The organism is Capnocytophaga sp. oral taxon 863 str. F0517 (assembly GCF_000466425.1).
GTDB lineage: Bacteria > Bacteroidota > Bacteroidia > Flavobacteriales > Flavobacteriaceae > Capnocytophaga.
In genome coordinates this window covers 192219-210573 of the sequence record NZ_KE992171.1, presented here as the reverse complement: position 1 = coordinate 210573, position 18355 = coordinate 192219, and the positions used below count along the sequence as shown (strand labels likewise).

The following is an 18355-nucleotide window of genomic DNA, read 5'->3' as shown; positions in this document are numbered from 1 at the left end:
ATAGAGAATAGGACTCATAAAATCCCCTTGTAAGTATTCCTTCATACCTACAAGGGGATATATAATCTATAAAGAAGTAAATTTACCTATTGGTTATCAAACAACCACTGGAGTATATCTTGTTCCTTCTGGTCAAAAGCAATCCCCCTACGTGCCATCACTCGCTCGGCTACGGCGAAAGCCTCCTCCAAGCGGTATTTCTCCGCTGAGACACCCCAAGCAAAGTTGGGGATATATTTGCTCGGAAATCCAGCTGAGAAAAGGTTGGCAAAGACCCCCACAGTAGTACCACTATTGAGCTGGGTATTAATAGCTGTTTTGGAATGGTCGCCCATGAGCACTCCACAGAATTGCAAGCCTGAAGAACTGTAGCCTCCGTTTTGGTAGTCCCACAGCTGTATAGTATTATAAGTGTTCTTAAGGTTGGAGACGTTGGTATCTGCCCCCAAGTTACACCATTGCCCCAATACAGAATTGCCTAAGAAGCCATCATGCCCCTTATTGGAATAGCCCCAAATAACGGAGTTGCTTAGCTCTCCCCCTACCTTACTATAAGGGCCTATAGTAGTAGCTCCATAGAGCTTAGCCCCCATATTCACGGTAGCATGTTCGCAAAGGGCAATAGGCCCACGCAGGTGGCTCCCTTCCATGACCTCTACATCCTTGCCTATGTAGATCTTGCCTTTCTGACAGTTAAGGGTAGCAAACTCCACCTTGGCGCCTTCCTCTATAAAAAGGTTGGCCTTATCGCCCAAAAAGCCATTAGTAGGCGAGAGTGGTGCAGAGGTACGCCCTTTTGTAAGTAGCTCAAAATCAAAATCTATCGCCTTATCATTATAGGTAAAAAGGTCGGTAGGTTTTTCAAAGACTACCAAAGGTTCTTCCCACTCTATAGGAGGGATAGAAGAAAGCGTGATACTCTTTCCCAAAAAAACCAAGGTCTTACCCTGATAAGCAATAGACTCCCCTACCTCAAGACAACCCAATCGCTCTAAGAGGCGAGGGGTAGGCAAGAAATTAGCGTAAATAGAGAGGGTAATCTCCTCTGAAGCACCTGTATAAGGATACTTTTCTTGTAGGTAATCCGTAGTGAGAAAAGACACTTGTGTTACCCCTAAGAGCCGTTGCCAGCGCTCGGCAAAGGTCAAGATACCCGCACGCAACTCAGCCGAGGGGCGGGTAAAAGTCAAAGGGAAAAAATCTTTTATAATGTTTTTATCCTCAAAGAGAAGTTGTTTTATTTTCATCTTAGTAGCTTACATAGTCTGTAATTTCCAAGCCATAGCCGGACATCCCCACATAGCGAGAAGGTTCGGAGTTGGTCAAAAGTTTCATATGAGAGATTCCTAAATCTATCAGAATTTGAGCTCCGATACCTATATCTTTCACCTGAGCGGCAGGCACTTGCGAAGGTTCGGATTTGCCCTCTTGGGCAGCCTTGATGGCTTGGATACGGTGCAAGAGATTTTGGGAGTAACCTCCTTGGTTGATCACGATAAAAGCCCCCTTACCGGCTGCTTCTATCTGTTGGAAGATACGATTGAGCTCGTTGTCTTTTTTACGCAAAAGCTCCAAGATGTCGTTGCTAATAAAGTTGGCATGGATACGGGTAAGTACGGGTTCGTCCTTAGCCCAAGTCCCTTTGGTGAAAGCTAGGTGAATCTGCCCGTTAGTGGTTTGCTCATAAGCTCGTAAGCGGAAGGTACCATAGTCGGTATCTATAGAAAAGTCTTCTTTTTTAACAATAAGACTATCATGGCGCATACGATAGGCTACCAAGTGCTCTATAGAGATAATCTTAAGATTGTGTTTTTCTGCTACTTTCACCAATTGTGGCAGGCGCGCCATGGAGCCATCTTCGTTGAGAATTTCAATAAGAATTCCCGCTGGTTCCAGGCCTGCTAATCGGGCTAAATCCACCGCTGCTTCGGTATGGCCAGTGCGGCGAAGTACGCCACCTTCCTTAGCCTTGAGAGGAAATATATGCCCGGGGCGCCCAAAATCCTCCGGTTTGGTCTCTGGTTTTACGAGTGCCTTAATCGTTTTAGCGCGGTCAAATACAGAAATTCCTGTAGTACAACCCTCTCCCTTGAGGTCTATAGAAACCGTAAATTGGGTATGGTGCAATACGGTGTTGTTCTCCACCATCATGTCCAAGCCCAATTCTTTGCAACGTTTTTCCAATAAGGGAGCACAGAGTAAGCCGCGCCCATATTGGGTCATAAAGTTAATCATTTCAGGAGTTACCTTTTCCGCTGCGGCGATAAAGTCCCCTTCGTTTTCACGGTCTTCATCATCTACCACAATGATGATTTTTCCTTGTTTGATGTCCTCAATAGCCTCTTCTATGGTATTGAGTTTTATTTCTTGGTTCATTAATTTATATTTATATTGTTATGAATTTTTCTTTTACTACAAGCTTACCACAGCCTGAGATCATCGCTACTTTCTGCATTTGAGAAATTAAGCACGAGTGTGAAAGTGAGCCCTTTGAAAACTGTATCCCGACGGAAAGGAATCGAATACCCTACATAGGTTTGGTAAATATTGAAAAAGGAAAGCCCTACACGAGGCTGAAAAGCATGGGTGTTGAGCGAAGCTCCCAAGCCCAAAATAATAAGGTTGAACTCATAACCTACCTCTGGTACGATTTCCATTTTGGACTGCTTACGCCCATCCTCAGCAAGGGTATTTTGTGCCCCCAAGTGTACTCCTGCATAGAGCGAACGACTCACCCAGTTATACTCCGTATTGAGAGATGCCCCCACAAAGCCTAAGTTATGAGACCTATTGGTATGGGTGTAGGCTGCCCTCACTCCCCAATACTCAAAATCCTGTGCTGCAACCCATAAGGGAAGAAACAACAAAAAGAAACCCAGTTTTTTCATAGCCCTCCTCTTAAAAGATTTCTCTTGCAAAAGTACAACTTTTTTTCTTATACTGCACTTTTTTAACGTGCATTCGGTATAATTAATATCTCCCAAACTTATATCAAATGTACCTATTTTTAAAGTATTATTTTTCTAAAAATTAACGATTAGCCATCGACAATTAACCATTGACCACTCACCATTAATCATTATTTTTTGTACCTTTGTCCCGCGAATAAATAATACTAAAAATTATGTATCCACCAGAAATAGTAGCTCCTATGATAGCGGAGCTTGAACAAGCAGGCTTTGAATCTCTGCATACAGTAGCAGCTGTAGATGAGGCCATAAAACGTCCTGGTACTACCCTTGTTGTGGTTAATTCCGTATGTGGTTGTGCCGCAAGAAATGCCCGCCCTGGAGTTTTGCTAAGCCTTGAAAGCAACAAAAAACCCGACCACTTAGTAACCGTTTTTGCAGGTTTCGACATCGATGCTACGGCTCAAATGCGTGACTATATGCTTCCTTTCCCTCCTTCTTCCCCCAGTATCGCCCTCTTCAAGGATGGAGAACTGGTACATATGTTGGAGAGGCACCATATAGAAGGCCGTTTTGCTGAAGCAATTGCTGAAAACTTAGAGGCAGCCTATAATGAATTTTGTTAAGTAAAAGACTGAATCCAATGAAAAGGTCTTTTTCATTGGATTTTTTATTGGTTTGAGATGAAAAAACTCTTAGCATCTAAATACAAGCTCCTAAAAGTAAGGGGTTATGCTATTATCTATGGAAGAGATACTGTTGCAGGAAAGCTCTTTGACTTAATTCTCTTAGGATTTATCCTACTAAGTGCTTTCTTGGCTATTTTTGAAAGTATCCAAATCATTGACGAACATATACATACCTTATTAGTAGTCTTGGAATGGATCATTACTGTATTCTTCTCTATAGAATATGCCTTGCGTATTATTTGTACGCCCAACTGGAGGCGTTATGTCTTTAGCTTTTATGGAGTAATCGACCTGATTTCTATCCTTCCGATATATCTTTCTTTTTTCGTGCAGAAATCTAAATTCCTTTCTATCATTCGCATTCTTAGGCTTTTGCGTATTTTTAGAATCCTGGATTTGGTACAATTCACCCAGCAAGCCAATCAGCTAAAGCGAGCGTTGAAGAATAGCCAAACGAAGATTTTAGTTTTTATCTATTTTGTCTTGGTACTTTCTGTGATCTTAGGAGCTCTAATGTATGTGATCGAACCTCATGATAAGGCTTTTACCAGTATCCCACGCAGTATCTATTGGTGTATCGTCACCCTTACCACCGTAGGCTATGGAGATGTAGTGCCCACCACTGCCTTCGGACAGATTATGGCCTCTATTATCATGATCTTAGGGTATGGCATCATAGCGGTACCTACCGGAATTGTAACTTCCGAATATTCACGTACTTACAAAAAGAAAGAAAACCCAAAGCCTCAGATAGCTTCTACCTCCGACAAGGCGCCTCCTGCCGATTATAGCTTTTCCCACAGTCATACCCATGGCCATTGTAGGGGCTGTGGTGCCTATCCCCTCCCCGACGGGGCGCTCTATTGCCCTCAATGTGGTAGAAAACAATAAAGAGTGAAAAGCACTTCACTTTTCACTCCTCAATTTTTATTCACTAAAGGATTGCATTTCTACAAGTTTGCGATAGGTACCATTTTTAGCCATAAGGGTGGTGTGGTTACCTTGTTCTATAATCTTTCCTTTTTCCATCACCACTATAACATCTGCTTTTTGGATAGTCGAGAGGCGGTGTGCTATCACCAAGGAGGTGCGGTTGAGCATCATTTTTTCTAAGGCATTCTGTACCAATTTTTCGCTTTCGGTATCCAAAGCTGAAGTAGCTTCATCCAAAATCATAATAGGTGGATTCTTCAGCACTGCACGAGCGATACTTAAGCGTTGTTTCTGCCCTCCGGAGAGTTTCCCTCCCATATCCCCTATATTGGTTTGGAACTTATCTGGTAAGGCATTGATAAAGTCATAGGCATTGGCTACCTTGGCAGCCTCTTCTAGCTCGGCTGCTGTAGCGGTTCCCTTTCCTATAAGAAGATTGTTGGTAATGGTATCGTTAAAGAGAATAGAGTCCTGAGAGACAATCCCTATGAGATCGCGGAGCGACTGTATCTTAAGATCACGAATATCTATACCATCGAAGGTGATACTTCCCTCATTGATATCATAGAAACGTGCGATAAGGTTGGCTATGGTACTCTTTCCACTACCCGATTGCCCTACCAAGGCTACCGTCTTCCCTTTGGGAATCTCCAGTGAAAAATTCTTCAGTACATAGTCTTCTCCGTACTTGAAGGAAATATTATTCAAGGAAATAGCCGTTTGGAAGTCTTTTTTCTCTATAGCATTTTCTTTATCAAAGATAGGATTTTGGGCATGGATTACCTCCAAAACACGCATAGCAGCAGCATCCCCTTGTTTGAGCTGGTAAGAAGCCTTACTAATGGCCTTAGCAGGAGTCAATATATTATAAGCCAACCCCATATAAGCTATAAATTCAGATCCTCCCAAAGTCTTGTCTACCAATACCATAGTCCCGCCATACCATAGGAGAATTCCGATAACTAATATTCCTAAAAACTCACTAATAGGTGAGGCTAAGTTCTGCCGATAGGAGAGGTTATTGGCGTAAGAATTATAGCGCTTAGTAGAGTCGGTAAAGCGCTTGATGAATGTATTTTGGGCATTAAAGGACTTGATGATACGAAGTCCCATAATGGTCTCATCTATAATAGAGAGAAAATAACCCTGCTCGGCTTGTATCCGCCCAGAATGTTTCTTAAGCGACTTCCCTACTCGTGAGATAACCAAGCCTGACAGAGGAATAAAGACAAACACAAAGAGGGTCAGCTTCAGGCTAATACCACACATAATGATGATGGTAAAGATAATCGTAAGTGGTTCCCTTACAATCAGCTCCAATATGCTGAGATAAGAAACCTGAAACTCATTAATATCTCCTGTAATTCTTGCGATGACATCTCCCTTGCGTTTCTCTGAAAAATAGGAAATCGGCAAAGAAATGATTTTCTTATACATCATATTTCGCAAATCCCTCAATACCCCGTTGCGCAAAAGACCAATGAATATCACTGCCAAATAATTAAAGATATTCTTAAGAAAAAATAAGAATAATACCAAGGCTATAATATAGGATAGGGCTTGCACAGGGTCTCCTCCTGCCTGCTGAGTAACCTGATAGTTCAGGTATTCCTTAAAATAGATGTTTGCTTGAGCAATTCCCTTATATACAGGCTTTTCATAGATCCTTGCATTGGAATCAAAAAGTACCTCTAACATAGGAATCAATGCCACAAAAGATAAGGAACTAAAAAGGGCATAGAGAATGTTAAAAAACACATTCAGAAAAGCAAACCTCTTATAGGGAAGTACATATGGATAGAGGCGCTTGATATTGGCTACGTTCATTCAATAATGTATAAGAAAATCGTTTCTTTTTAATAATCAATTAATTACAAATTCCATTCCTTAGTTACTTGCTTGATTTTAGCAAGCAAAGCATCACGTGTTTCCTCATAAGCCTCAAGGGAGGCCAAGGGGGCATTGGCACTGAAATAGAACTTGATCTTAGGTTCGGTACCACTGGGGCGAGCCGCTACCTTCATTCCATTTTCTGTATAGTAAATCAGCACATTGGACTTAGGTATCTGTATAGTGGTCTCTGCTCCTGTGAGTGGATTGTAACTTACCGAGGTTTGGTAGTCTTCTATACGCACTACCTTCTCTCCCAAGATAGTCTTCACAGGGTTCTCACGAAGATTTTTCATGATTTGATTGATCTCTTCCGCTCCACTGATACCTTTTTTCACTACCGAAATCAAGTATTCTTGGTAGAGGCCAAATTCCTGATACATCTTGAGCAATTCTTGGAAGAAAGAACTTCCTTTGGCCTTAGCCTCAGCGGCAATCCCTACTGCCAATAGTGCAGAGGTTTCCGCATCCTTGTCACGGAGAAAATCGCCTACCATATAGCCAAAACTTTCTTCTCCTCCCCCGATAAACTGTTGGTCTGGGAAGTCCTTAATCATCTTGGCTATCCACTTGAATCCTGTAAGGCCTTCTTTGTATTCTACCCCATAGGCTTCAGCGAGCTTACGCATCATAGGGGTGGAAACAATGGTAGAGGCGATAAACTCTCGTCCGGTTCGCTCTCCTTTTTCCTTCCATTTATCCAAAAGGTATTTGGTCATCAGTAGCATGGTTTGGTTTCCGTTGAGCAGCTCCATTTTACCATGAAGGTTGCGCACCGCAATTCCGATACGGTCGCTATCGGGGTCGGTACCGAAAACTATATCTGCTTGTACTTCCTCCGCCTTTTTCAGAGCCATGGTAAGGGCTTCTGGCTCTTCTGGATTGGGTGATTTCACCGTTGGGAAACTACCATCGGGAGTAGCCTGTTCTTCTACTATATAGAGAGAAGTATAGCCGGCACGCTCCAAGAGCTTCGGTATAATGGTTACAGAGGTTCCATGCAAAGGAGTATAGACAATCTTCAGATCTGCCTTACCCGCAATAGGGAAGTTTGCCTTGTTCAAAGAGGCTTCGATAAAGGCCTCATCTACCTGGGTATCAATCTTTTCTATTAAGGCCTCATTGGCTTCGAACTTGATATCAGAGAAGCGTACCTTATCGATAGCTTCCATCACTTCCTTGTCCTGTGGAGGTACCAGCTGGCCACCATCTGTCCAATACACCTTGTATCCATTGTATTCTGGTGGGTTGTGGGAGGCTGTTAGGACAATACCGCTATGGCACTTAAGGTAACGTATGGCAAAGGAGAGTTCAGGGGTAGGACGTAGCTCTGAGAAGAGGTACACCTTGATTCCATTAGCCGAGAAGACATCAGCCACTACCTTAGCGAAATCCTGAGAGTTGTGGCGGCAGTCATAGGCGATCACCACCTTCACTTGTTCGTTGGGATATACCTTCTTGAGGTAGTTACTTAGCCCTTGGGTGTTTTTCCCTAAGGTATAGCGATTCATTCGGTTGGTACCTATCCCCATAATACCACGCATCCCGCCGGTACCAAACTCCAAATTCTTATGGAAACACTCTGTTAGTTCATCAGGGTTCCCTTCAAGCATTTGGCGCACTGCCTGTTGTGTTGATTCATCAAAAGTGGCACTAAGCCACGACTGAGCATTTTCTTTACTTTTTTGTAATAAGTCCATAATCTATCACTTTATACAGTATATCTTTATCTTTTTAATTGTTAGTCTCATTCGTCACCCATCATTGCCCTGACCTGTTTGATCACATGATAGAGGGCTACAAATACCCCAAAGAGACTCCCTCCCACTATCCCCCAAGGGGCTACAGTAGGATATTTCGCCTCTAACAGATACCCCAAATAGGCGCAAATGGCTATGGTAACAGCCATTTGCAAGCCTACTTGTGAGAATTTTACCCAGTTATTGAGGTTATTTTTTGGCGGGTTCATTGCCTACAGGAGCGCTTTTTACTCCCATCTTACAAGTTACGTTGAATACCGCTCCTGGTTCTATAGCGAGCTTATCCGTCTGTACATCACCTTCTATTACAGCAGTAGCCTTAAGGCTAAGGGTACTCTTCACCACTAAGGTACCATGTACAGTTCCTTCTATATCGGCATTGGTACAGATGATATTTCCTTTGATAAGGCCTGTTTTTCCTACTACAAGCCTTCCGGAGGTCTGTATCGTACCTTCTATTTCTCCGTCTATGCGAAAGTCAGAACCGGAATTTACCTCTCCTTTGATTTTAGTACCTGCTACGATGCGGTTGCTCCCCGCCACTGAGTTGTCTACTGCCATGGTTTTCTTATTTTCTTTATTAAACATTGTTAGTTATTTTTTATATATTCATCCTTGTTTTTATACACTTGTAGGATAGCGTAATTTTCTGACGAAATTACGAAAAATTCTTTAAAAAATCTATCTTTTTCTTGATTTTTTTCCTTAGCTTGTGTTTGGAAATAATTATTGACCCGTTGCACGAATCCTTCTGCCATCTGTCGAGACATAAAACCATGAAGGACAAGCAGTTGCTCTTTATCATTATATACATCTTGACTTAGGGTGATATAGGCAAATCCATTTTCTTCTAAGTAATCCTTAAGCCGTTGCTGCTCTGTAGCATCCATGTTTTCTACAACTAATTTCCAAGAGGAGGCCTCTTCATCGGTAAGGAAAGTAGGCGTTTGACTCTGTGCTTTGAGTATCTTTAGCTTATCCTGAAGGTCATCAGTTTGGGTGGTATTAGGGTATTCCTGCACAATAGCTTCCAATGCGCGTATGTAGGCAGCCTTTCCTTCCAAGCGAGCTATGGCCTTGGCACGGAGCAATTCCCATTCGGGTGCCTGTGAGGAGGTCTTATATTGTGACTTATGGCTATCTATATAGGTTAGTACTTCTTGGAATTGTTGGGCTTCCAACTGTTTTTCTAACACTTGGTATTGAGCATCCAATTCTTTTTCATTGGTACTTAGCTGTCCTAAGAGTGGCTTGGCATATTCTGAATTAGGATAAGAAGCCAGCAATTGTTGCTTATAAGTCTCCGCTTCTTTTGGATTCTTCTCTTCGTTTATCTTATATAGGAGATAAAGTGTCTTTTCCTTGAGTTTGTCATTTTGAGTGAGGGTGAGCAAGCGATTAAGTCGCTGCTGGGCGAGCTTACCATCAGCAAATTTTTCCCAATAGAGTTCCCCCAGCCCATAGAGGGCTGTCTCTCGCTCCTTCTCAAGAGCTATCAGCTCCTGCGAAGAAGGCAACTGCTTGAGGTACTTCTCCAGTACAGCCTGTCCTTGTTCAAGGCTATCAATGTTCGTATCCGAAGATTGCTGTGCTACCAACTGTTGTGACCAACGCCAATTGTCCGAAAGCGGGCGATCTCCAAACTGTTGCTTGAAGAGCTGTTTCCCATAGGCTACCGTCTGTGGTGAATAGAAATAAAAGCCGCCCTCTTGAGAAGGAGTGTATTCTTGGGCTACCTTTCTTCCAAAATCCGTAATAGTAGCCGCTCCAGAGGTCTGGGAATGTTGCTTTAAGGAATCTATATGTTTTTGGAAATAGCTTCTTTGTTCTTCCTTGGACATCTTCATAATGCGAGAAAGGCTATCTGCCTTGGCTATGGTACGCTCGAAGACAGTTATTTGCTCCAAGTTATCCCTTTTCCTGCGCATATAGAGGTGAGCAAGTGTATTTTTAGGGATATATACAAGGGTACTATCATAATGAGCATAAGCCAGAGGATACTTTTTCTCTTTGAAATAGAGGTCTGCCAAGTGTTCATGTGTACGCTGGCGAAGCCCCTCATTGTCTTTATTTTTGGTCAAAGAGCGCAAGAAGTATTCTGTTGCTCCCTTAGGTTTCTCTTCCGATTCTAAGAATAGTGCATGTTGGTAATAGATAAGGTCGAGCAGGTCTTTGTGTTCGTAGAGTTTTTCCATTTTTCGGAGTTGCTCCACATAGGCAACTTTTTCCTCAGGGGTAAGGGTTTGGGTACGTGCCTTCCCTACCTGGGCTTCTACCCATAAGCGGCGAGGTATTTTCCAGTTCAGAGCTATCGTCTTTTGGTAATAAGCCTTAGCGGAGTCACGCTGTTCCAATCGTTCGAAGAGCTGCCCTATGATGTAGTAATAACGACCTCTTTTGGGTCTTTTTCGGGTCTCCACACTGGCTTGTTGGAGTGCTTCTATGGCTTTGGGATATTGTTCCAAGTTGATAAAGGCCTGCGCCAAGACAGCATGCAGCTCCGCACGATCTCTGCGCTTAGGATGTTCTTCTTGGAGTATCTTCTCCAAAGCTGTTACGGCTAAGAGCTCTCTTCCGAGCTGGATATGGGCTTTCTCCAGCCATACGGCGGCATTGTAGCGCTGATTGGTCTCTCCATAGTTGGTCAGCAGGTGGTTGAAGGCCTCCATAGCAGGGATATAGCGCCCATTGTAGTAACGAGCCTTGCCCAAGAGCATATAGGCATCGTCTATTTTTCGATTTTTCTGTTTCCCATCGAAGACCATGGAGTGGCGCTGGATCGCCTTGATGGCTTTCTCCTCTGCACGGTCAAAATCGGGATTTCCTTCTCCCTTGAGATTATATATTTGGGAGCGCACCTCTGGCTCCACTTCTAAGATCTCAAAATAATTTTCAGTATGCTTCTCAGCAAGTTCTTTCTTCCCTTTTTCGAGGGCTAAGTTCCCATTGTACAACACATTATACATGGTAGGAATCATACGAAACTGACGGTTGTAATAGGTGTCCGACTTAGTGGTACAGCCCCATAGAAGCCCTATCAGTATCAAAGAGATTATAAGTTTGTGCAATTTCATCTAAGAAAATAATAACAAGGCGCAAGTTAGTGATTTTTTTTGAATAAACCAACAAGATTAAACAATTTATAAGAAAATATAAGCTACCCTTGTGGGAGTAGCTTATATCGAGTAATATTAACCTAAATACGTTTTCAGTATTTTACTTCTGGAGGTATGCTTAAGCCTACGGATGGCCTTCTCCTTAATCTGCCGTACACGCTCACGGGTAAGCTCGAAGGTCTCCCCTATTTCTTCAAGGGTCATAGGATAGTTCTCTCCCAATCCAAAGTAAAGGCGAATTACGTCTGCCTCACGAGGAGTAAGGGTCTCCAAGGCGCGTTCGATCTCTGTCTTAAGGGATTCATGCATCAGCTCCTTGTCTGGATTTGGCGATTCGCCACTGCGTAAGACATCATATAGGTTGGAGTCTTCCCCTTCTACCAAAGGAGCATCCATGGAGATGTGTCGCCCTGAGTTCTTCATAGACTCCTTTACATCATTGACCGACATGTCCAGTTCTTTGGCTATCTCTTCCGCTGAAGGCACCCGCTCATGGGTCTGCTCTAAGTAAGCATACATCTTGTTGATCTTATTGATAGAGCCTATCTTATTCAAAGGCAAGCGCACAATACGTGATTGTTCGGCCAAGGCCTGAAGAATGGACTGGCGAATCCACCATACCGCATAGGAAATGAACTTAAATCCACGTGTCTCATCGAAACGTTGAGCGGCCTTGATCAGCCCCATATTCCCTTCATTGATAAGGTCGGGCAAGGTAAGTCCTTGGTTCTGATACTGCTTGGCTACAGAGACCACAAAGCGCAAATTGGCCTTGGTAAGGCGCTCCAGAGCTATCTTATCTCCCGATTTGATACGCTGGGCAAGCTCCACTTCCTCATCGGCAGAGATCAAGTCTACCTTACCTATCTCTTGCAAATACTTGTCCAATGAAGCGGTTTCCCTATTGGTAACCTGCTTAGTGATTTTAAGCTGTCTCATTTATTTAATTATAGCGTTTAATTTTCAATTAGAGTCCAAATATGGAAGGGTTTTGCTAAATCTATTGTCTTATTTCTTTATTCTTTCAAACAGAGAAATTACATTAACAAAAATCATTCCAAATTTGATTTTATTAACGAAGTTTGATAGTAATATTTTACAATATAACTTTATTTGGTAATATTATTTGTATAATAACATATTCTTTTGTTTTTAAAGCTTTCTTTTGTCAGTGACCCTGACAATCAAGCTAAGGGGGTGTCAGCCGAAGTATACCTGACATTTTTTCAGTTTTTATTTTGTTTCCTTAAAAAAAAACGTATCTTTGTAGCTTAGAAACGCAATTATTATCTATTATGCTTATAGCACCTTCATTATTAGCAGCCGATTTTGCTAACTTACAGAAAGACATTGAGATGGTCAATCGCAGCCAAGCCGATTGGTTCCATATAGACATCATGGACGGAGTCTTCGTCCCCAATATCTCCTATGGTATGCCGGTTTTGAAAGCCATTGGGGCACATGCCCAAAAGCCCTTGGATGTACACCTGATGATCGTGGATCCTGACCGATATATCTCTGAGTTTGCCCGCTTGGGTAGTCGTATCCTATCGGTACATTACGAGGCTTGCACTCACTTGCACCGTAGCCTTCAGGCAATCAAAAAGGAAGGGATGCTTGCCGGAGTAGCCCTGAACCCTCACACGCCTATCAGTATGCTGGAGGATATTATCTCGGAGGTGGATGTATTGCTGCTGATGAGTGTCAATCCTGGCTTCGGAGGACAATCTTTTATAGAGAACACCTACAAGAAGGTTGCCCAAGCTAAAGAGTTGATCCTCAAATCTCATGCCAAAACACTCATAGAGGTGGACGGAGGAGTCAATGCCCAAAATGCACCCAAGCTGGTGGCCGCTGGTGCCGATGTACTTGTGGCTGGTAACTTCGTCTTCTCCGCCGCAGATCCGGAGAAAACAATCGCCGAACTGAAAGAAAACTGCTGAGCCTTGGCCACAGCACACTACTTTATCTATACTAAAACATAAAATTCTAAACTATGGAAATAAAACAGGGGTATAACATACAGCCTGCACCTCAGTGGGCTGATACCTTAACCAACGAACAACTCATCAAGCTGTGTGAGGATACGCCCTTCGCTACCAAACAAATAGACGAAGGAAGGGATTTCTGCTATCTGCTGAACAAATACTTCTATGTGGATGATCAGCAAAATGCGGACTATGCCCTGATGGCCTATACCCTTACCCAACCTGAAAACTTAGAACGTGCCTCCATGAACGATATGATCTTGGAGGAAAACGAATGCTATGATATCCATCGTATTGCCGTTATTCGAGAAGGAGCATATATCGACAAGCTCCCCGATACCAATATCAAAATACTGGATAATGAGAATAATAGCAATGGAGGTATCATTAGTAAGTCTAAGAAGATCAATATCTCTATCCGTGACCTACGCCTCTATGATATCCTTATCTTGGAAGATACCCGCACAAAGGTATTCTCCGAAAAGGAGTTCGTACGCCGTGACTTTGTAAAGCATATCTACCTGACCCCCGATACTTATTGGGCTTATGGGAAGTATCAGTACAAATTCATCAATAACCGAGAGAAAAAAGTGGCCTACAAGCGCTTCTTCTTCCGCGATCAGGAAGGAAATGTCTTAGACCAACCGATAGAATACCTCGAAAAAGGGGAAATTTTCGAAATAGAACACACGGACTATATCAACCCGGTTGATGTAAACCGAGAAATATTCCCTTTCATCGATTTTGCTACCGAAAGTACTTGGAAAGATCTCTCTAACTATATCTATCCGCTCTATGAGGAGGTATTCAAAGAGGCCGACCTAAGGGCTTTTGCTCCTGATTTGGTGGAGAAAATGGACAAACTCCCCTCTTTGGAGGAACAAATACAGTTCGCCATTGAGTATGTACAGAATAACATCTATTATACTTACAATGCGGACGAGATGAATGGTCACAAGCCACAAGCGCCTGCCATTACCTTCCAAAACAAACAAGGAGATTGCAAGGCCAAATGTGTGCTGCTCAAGACCATATTGGACTACCTGAAGGTGGAGACCTCTATCGCCTTGGTCAACTACAATGCGGATTTCTATCTGAAGTATTACCTCCCTTCTTTGTTATCTTTCAATCATGTGATTGTAAAGATTCACTACCAAGATGAGGACTATTTCGTGGATGCCACCTCCCGCAATGAGTTTGGCCGCTTACAGAAACGTACCATACTGAGCTTCTGTCACTATATGGAAATCAAGCCTGAGGCTACCCTACAGGTAAGAAAGGCTACCCACTTCGACCTACCTTGTATTGACGAACATGTAAAGATTGCTGTCCATGGCGATAAGGGAAAGATTAATCTTCGAACTACCTATCGCTATAACCGCGCTAATAACATGCGTAATTACTTTAGGCAAACCAACAAAAAGGAACTCATCGATGGCTGGAACCGCTTCCTCTTCTACAACCTTAACTATATCAACGATAGGAGCGAGCAGGACATCCGTGAGATCTTCAAGGAGGCTACCATCAAAATAGAACATGACGACAAGAAGGAAAACGAATTGGTAATCGCCTATGAAGCTACGATCCTAAAGCCTTACTTCACCAACAAAGAAGGCCAGGAATTTCTTATGTACTTTGACCACTCCGTACTGAAAAAAGATTTGCTCGAATTCCGACATAAGGACAGTAGCTATTGGCATAACTACGATAGCGAACATTATCTGATAGAACTCCAAGCCGATAAGCCTATCGATACCAAGGAGAAATATACGATCCAGGAGTTGAATATCCAAAATGAATATTTTACTTATATCACTAAGAAAACTATTCAGAAAACCTCTGGATCTGTAGAAATTACTTATACCCCCCTAACGAATATAGAAATTACCTTAGCCAATATACAAGCCCTCAAAGAAGATTACAATCGTATAGGCGACAGCAACTTTGGCTTGGGAATTGATATACTCCCCAAAGGACTCTTTGGCAGAATAAAAACATGGTTCAAATAGCTGTTACTCTTATATTAAAAAACAAAAAAACTACCTGACAGTCAGGTAGTTTTTTTGTTTTATAGTGATTGATACTTCTATTAGAACTGATACTTAAGTCCTACGTTCCAGGTACGACCGAAGCCGAAGAACACTCGGTTGCTTACATCGATTCCTTTGTAAGTAGCAGTAGTTCCTCCATTGACCAAATTATTGGTATCAGACTCTGCGATATAGGTCGTATCCAAGAGGTTATTCACATTGGCCAAAAGAGTAATAGATTGGGTCTTCCCAAAAGGATATTTGTAAGAAATACCGCCATCAAAGAGGTGATAAGCAGGGAGCTTAAGGCTAGTAAGGTTAGGATTCTCAACCAAAGCTGATATATCCAACTTCGCATAGAGGTTATTGACATAGTGCCAGCTCAAATCGATGTTGAAGTTCTCAAAAGGGGTAATATCCACCCCAAGATTAGCCGTCATATGAGCCGATTCACCCACTTTGAGCTTACTCAAATCTACATCAAAAGAAGGAGTCGTTTTTCCTGTAAGGATATACTCTGTATTATCGGCTGCAAGGAAGGTATTAGCCTGTGCATCACCTTGGTAAGTCCAATCTCCTGCAGAGAACATTCCCACAAACTTAAGATAGTTATTTACTCGATAAGAAGCATCGAGCTCTACCCCTTGGTGTATCTCATCTACACCAAATAATTCTATGAAATATTGATTCCCTCCGTCCCATTGAAAGTCTTTACGAATATGACGGTCATTCCAAGTAGTGCGATAGAGGTTTAGGTTAGCAGCAAAATTATCCATTTTAAATCCATAGCCGAGCTCTACTCCAAATATTTTTTCATTGGTAAGGTCTGCAGCTAAGAAGTTTTTATAGTTAGGATATACCGCATCGAAGAAAGGCTGACGAGAGTAGTACCCTACATTGGCAAATACATTGTGATGATTGTTGATATTATAGTTGGCTCCAGCTTTGATATTGTAGCCTGGGATTCCCTTATAGGAAGTCTCCTTATCCATAGCCGTTTCAGGTCGGCCTGCAAGGGCAAGGGTTCCAGGTCTTAGGAAGTTATCGATACGTTGGAAGGCCTGTACAGAGCTTGACCATTGAGCAAAAGCAGAGAGCTTTTCGGTAGTATATTCCAATTGGCCAAATAGCCCCATCCAGCGTACATTGCCATAGTTACTATAGGTAATCTGATCCTCTAAGGGGTCTATGCTGGTATTAAAAGGATTGTAACTAGGCTTATCAGCAGCGGTATAAGTCACACGGCGGGGTTGTGTCAGGTTTTTATTGGAGTCATCCAAGAAGTATTCATTTCCTAAGAGATCACTAGGTGCCTCATAGTGATAGCCTTTGTAATAACGACCATCCAATCCTACACTGAAGGAGAGGTTTTCAGATAGTTTTTGCTCGAAATTGGTTAAGAAGCCAAACCAGTTATGTGAATTGACACTGACTTTTCTCGAGAAACCTGATCGACTGGTAGCTACATTAGGCGAGGGATTAGGAACTATAGTCTGTCCTGGTACAGAAATATCTTCCCCACGATTATAGCGAATGACTCTATCCATATCGATTAAGCCATCTGGTGTTCTAAGGTGCGAAGCATATACTTTTTTTCGATTGGAGTCAGTAGCATTACCCATATAGTTTGAACCATACCCTCGTCCGAAAGAAGCATAAGCTACGGTACTAAAAGAAGAAGATTCACTTAAGTTCCAGTCCCAGTTAAGCATCATCACAGGCTTGTGATAAGTATTGCGACGGAAGCTGAAGGCCTCTCCATTCTTATAACCCCAATCAGCATTATAACGGCGATTAGGCTCACCATCCTTACCATAATACAAATAATCTTTAATACTGATAGAGCTACCACGTTGGTTATGCCATTGGGGGGCTCCTGTGATCATGAACTGAAGGGCATGCTGATCATTAGGGGAATAGCCTAAGGCAAAGAAGTAGTTATCACCTAAAAACTGGGTATTGTCCGCATAGGTGGCTCCTCCTGTACGGCTTAACAATACAGAGGCTGACCAGCCTTTTTTGTTTTTTCCAGTATTGTAAGCTGCCAATCCCTTGTAGAAACCGTCATTTCCATAAGTGGCAGATATACGCCCTCCTTCAGGCATATCAGCCGCACGAGTGGCAATATTGATAGTTCCTCCTACAGAGGCTATGGCAAGTTTTGAGGCTCCTAAGCCGCGCTGTACCTGCATGGTCGAGGTTACATCGGCAATTCCTGCCCAGTTGGTCCAATACACCTTACCATTTTCCATGTCGTTAATGGGCATCCCGTTGATCATCACCGCAATATTCTCATTTCCAAAGCCTCGAATATTAATTTTAGAATCTCCATAGCCCCCACCGGACTTGGTCGCATATACCGAAGGGGTACGTTTGAGCAGTTCAGGAAACTCATTATTTCCCAGCTTATTGACAATCTCGGCTGCTCCTATAGTAGATACTGCCACGGGCGTACAACGCTCCTTAGCCATATTCAAAAGCGCATTTCCGGTAACTACCACCCCTGTAAGTTCTTCTGCTTCTGCAAGCAAACTCACCTGGATGTTAGCCTTCCCTCCTACCAAGGTATAGGGTACTTCTTTGGTTTTAAAGCCAATAAAAGAAATCTCCAAGATTCCTTTTTTATCGGTTGCTGTCAGGGAGAATTTCCCTTTCTCATTGGTAGAAATACCATGAGTAGTTCCCTTGATAAGCACATTCGCGCCTAAGAGAGGTTCCTTTGTCTCCTCATCAATTACGGTACCCGTAATGGTTTGTGCCGAGAGCGTAGCCATCATGAAGAAAGCCAAGAGGCTCAGCCAATGATTGAGTCTGTTCATCTTCTTAAAGAATTAGTTCGTTATTGTTGTTTTTAAAGCTGCAAAAATAGCGACTTTTTGTTATTCTTATATGTAATTTTTTGTTAATGTTTAAGCTATTGAGTCATATCCATTATTAAATCTTTTAGTTTAGATATTTATGCTACAATAAAACGCTTTTGATAGAATATTTTTACATCATATATTTTTTTCAAAAAAAATTTTGATGTTAGAATATTATA

General features: G+C 42.4%; 14 protein-coding genes. 4 read left to right on the top strand and 10 right to left on the bottom strand.

Annotated elements, in window-relative coordinates; all coding sequences use genetic code 11:
• Nucleotides 1-86 precede the first annotated feature (86 nt).
• From HMPREF1551_RS10290 to HMPREF1551_RS10280, 3 genes are read right to left on the bottom strand one after another with little or no spacing between them, the layout of a single operon-like run.
• Nucleotides 87-1247 (bottom strand): GlmU family protein, encoded by a 1161-nt coding sequence (locus tag HMPREF1551_RS10290; protein ID WP_021629074.1) that lies wholly within the window; start codon nt 1245-1247, stop codon nt 87-89.
• Between the two features lies 1 nt (nt 1248).
• On the bottom strand, nt 1249-2376 hold the full coding sequence (gene ribB / locus HMPREF1551_RS10285; protein WP_021629073.1) for a 3,4-dihydroxy-2-butanone-4-phosphate synthase: 1128 nt from the start codon (nt 2374-2376) through the stop codon (nt 1249-1251).
• Between the two features lie 44 nt (nt 2377-2420).
• Nucleotides 2421-2888 carry a hypothetical protein gene (locus HMPREF1551_RS10280; protein WP_034544622.1) on the bottom strand — a complete coding sequence of 156 codons (468 nt, stop codon included), beginning with the start codon at nt 2886-2888 and terminating at the stop codon, nt 2421-2423.
• 236 nt (nt 2889-3124) lie between these two features.
• Between HMPREF1551_RS10280 and HMPREF1551_RS10275 the strand changes: the two genes are divergently transcribed.
• Nucleotides 3125-3535: a BrxA/BrxB family bacilliredoxin gene (locus HMPREF1551_RS10275; RefSeq protein ID WP_021629071.1), complete on the top strand. Its 411-nt coding sequence runs from the start codon at nt 3125-3127 to the stop codon at nt 3533-3535.
• A gap of 57 nt (nt 3536-3592) precedes the next feature.
• Nucleotides 3593-4489: an ion transporter gene (locus HMPREF1551_RS10270; protein ID WP_021629070.1), complete on the top strand. Its 897-nt coding sequence runs from the start codon at nt 3593-3595 to the stop codon at nt 4487-4489.
• 36 nt (nt 4490-4525) lie between these two features.
• Here HMPREF1551_RS10270 and HMPREF1551_RS10265 read toward each other — a convergent pair whose 3' ends face one another.
• The 6 genes from HMPREF1551_RS10265 to HMPREF1551_RS10240 all read right to left on the bottom strand — a co-directional run bounded on the left by HMPREF1551_RS10265 (nt 4526) and on the right by HMPREF1551_RS10240 (nt 12236).
• Entirely contained in the window at nt 4526-6358 is a 1833-nt protein-coding gene (locus HMPREF1551_RS10265) for an ABC transporter ATP-binding protein (protein ID WP_021629069.1), read from the bottom strand.
• Between the two features lie 44 nt (nt 6359-6402).
• On the bottom strand, nt 6403-8121 hold the full coding sequence (locus HMPREF1551_RS10260) for a phospho-sugar mutase (RefSeq protein ID WP_021629068.1): 1719 nt from the start codon (nt 8119-8121) through the stop codon (nt 6403-6405).
• 47 nt (nt 8122-8168) lie between these two features.
• Complete coding sequence (locus HMPREF1551_RS10255) at nt 8169-8390, bottom strand: AtpZ/AtpI family protein (protein ID WP_021629067.1); 222 nt, start codon at nt 8388-8390, stop codon at nt 8169-8171.
• The gene (locus tag HMPREF1551_RS10250) at nt 8371-8769 is read right to left on the bottom strand and encodes a polymer-forming cytoskeletal protein (protein ID WP_021629066.1); all 399 of its coding nucleotides are present in this window, start codon (nt 8767-8769) and stop codon (nt 8371-8373) included. Before HMPREF1551_RS10250 ends, HMPREF1551_RS10255 begins: the two co-directional genes overlap by 20 nt.
• A 2-nt stretch (nt 8770-8771) precedes the next feature.
• Nucleotides 8772-11255, bottom strand: coding sequence for a tetratricopeptide repeat protein (locus tag HMPREF1551_RS10245; protein WP_021629065.1), 2484 nt, complete (start codon nt 11253-11255; stop codon nt 8772-8774).
• A gap of 117 nt (nt 11256-11372) precedes the next feature.
• On the bottom strand, nt 11373-12236 hold the full coding sequence (locus tag HMPREF1551_RS10240) for an RNA polymerase sigma factor RpoD/SigA (RefSeq protein ID WP_021629064.1): 864 nt from the start codon (nt 12234-12236) through the stop codon (nt 11373-11375).
• Nucleotides 12237-12592: 356 nt separating this feature from the next.
• Between HMPREF1551_RS10240 and rpe the strand changes: the two genes are divergently transcribed.
• Together rpe and HMPREF1551_RS10230 are read left to right on the top strand one after the other, a co-directional pair.
• Nucleotides 12593-13240 carry a ribulose-phosphate 3-epimerase gene (rpe, locus tag HMPREF1551_RS10235; RefSeq protein WP_021629061.1) on the top strand — a complete coding sequence of 216 codons (648 nt, stop codon included), beginning with the start codon at nt 12593-12595 and terminating at the stop codon, nt 13238-13240.
• 53 nt (nt 13241-13293) lie between these two features.
• Complete coding sequence (locus HMPREF1551_RS10230) at nt 13294-15294, top strand: hypothetical protein (protein WP_021629060.1); 2001 nt, start codon at nt 13294-13296, stop codon at nt 15292-15294.
• Nucleotides 15295-15374: 80 nt separating this feature from the next.
• Here the strand turns inward: HMPREF1551_RS10230 and HMPREF1551_RS10225 are convergent, their stop codons facing one another.
• A complete protein-coding gene (locus HMPREF1551_RS10225; protein ID WP_021629059.1) occupies nt 15375-18134 on the bottom strand; it encodes a TonB-dependent receptor in 2760 nt (919 codons plus the stop codon).
• Nucleotides 18135-18355 lie beyond the last annotated feature (221 nt).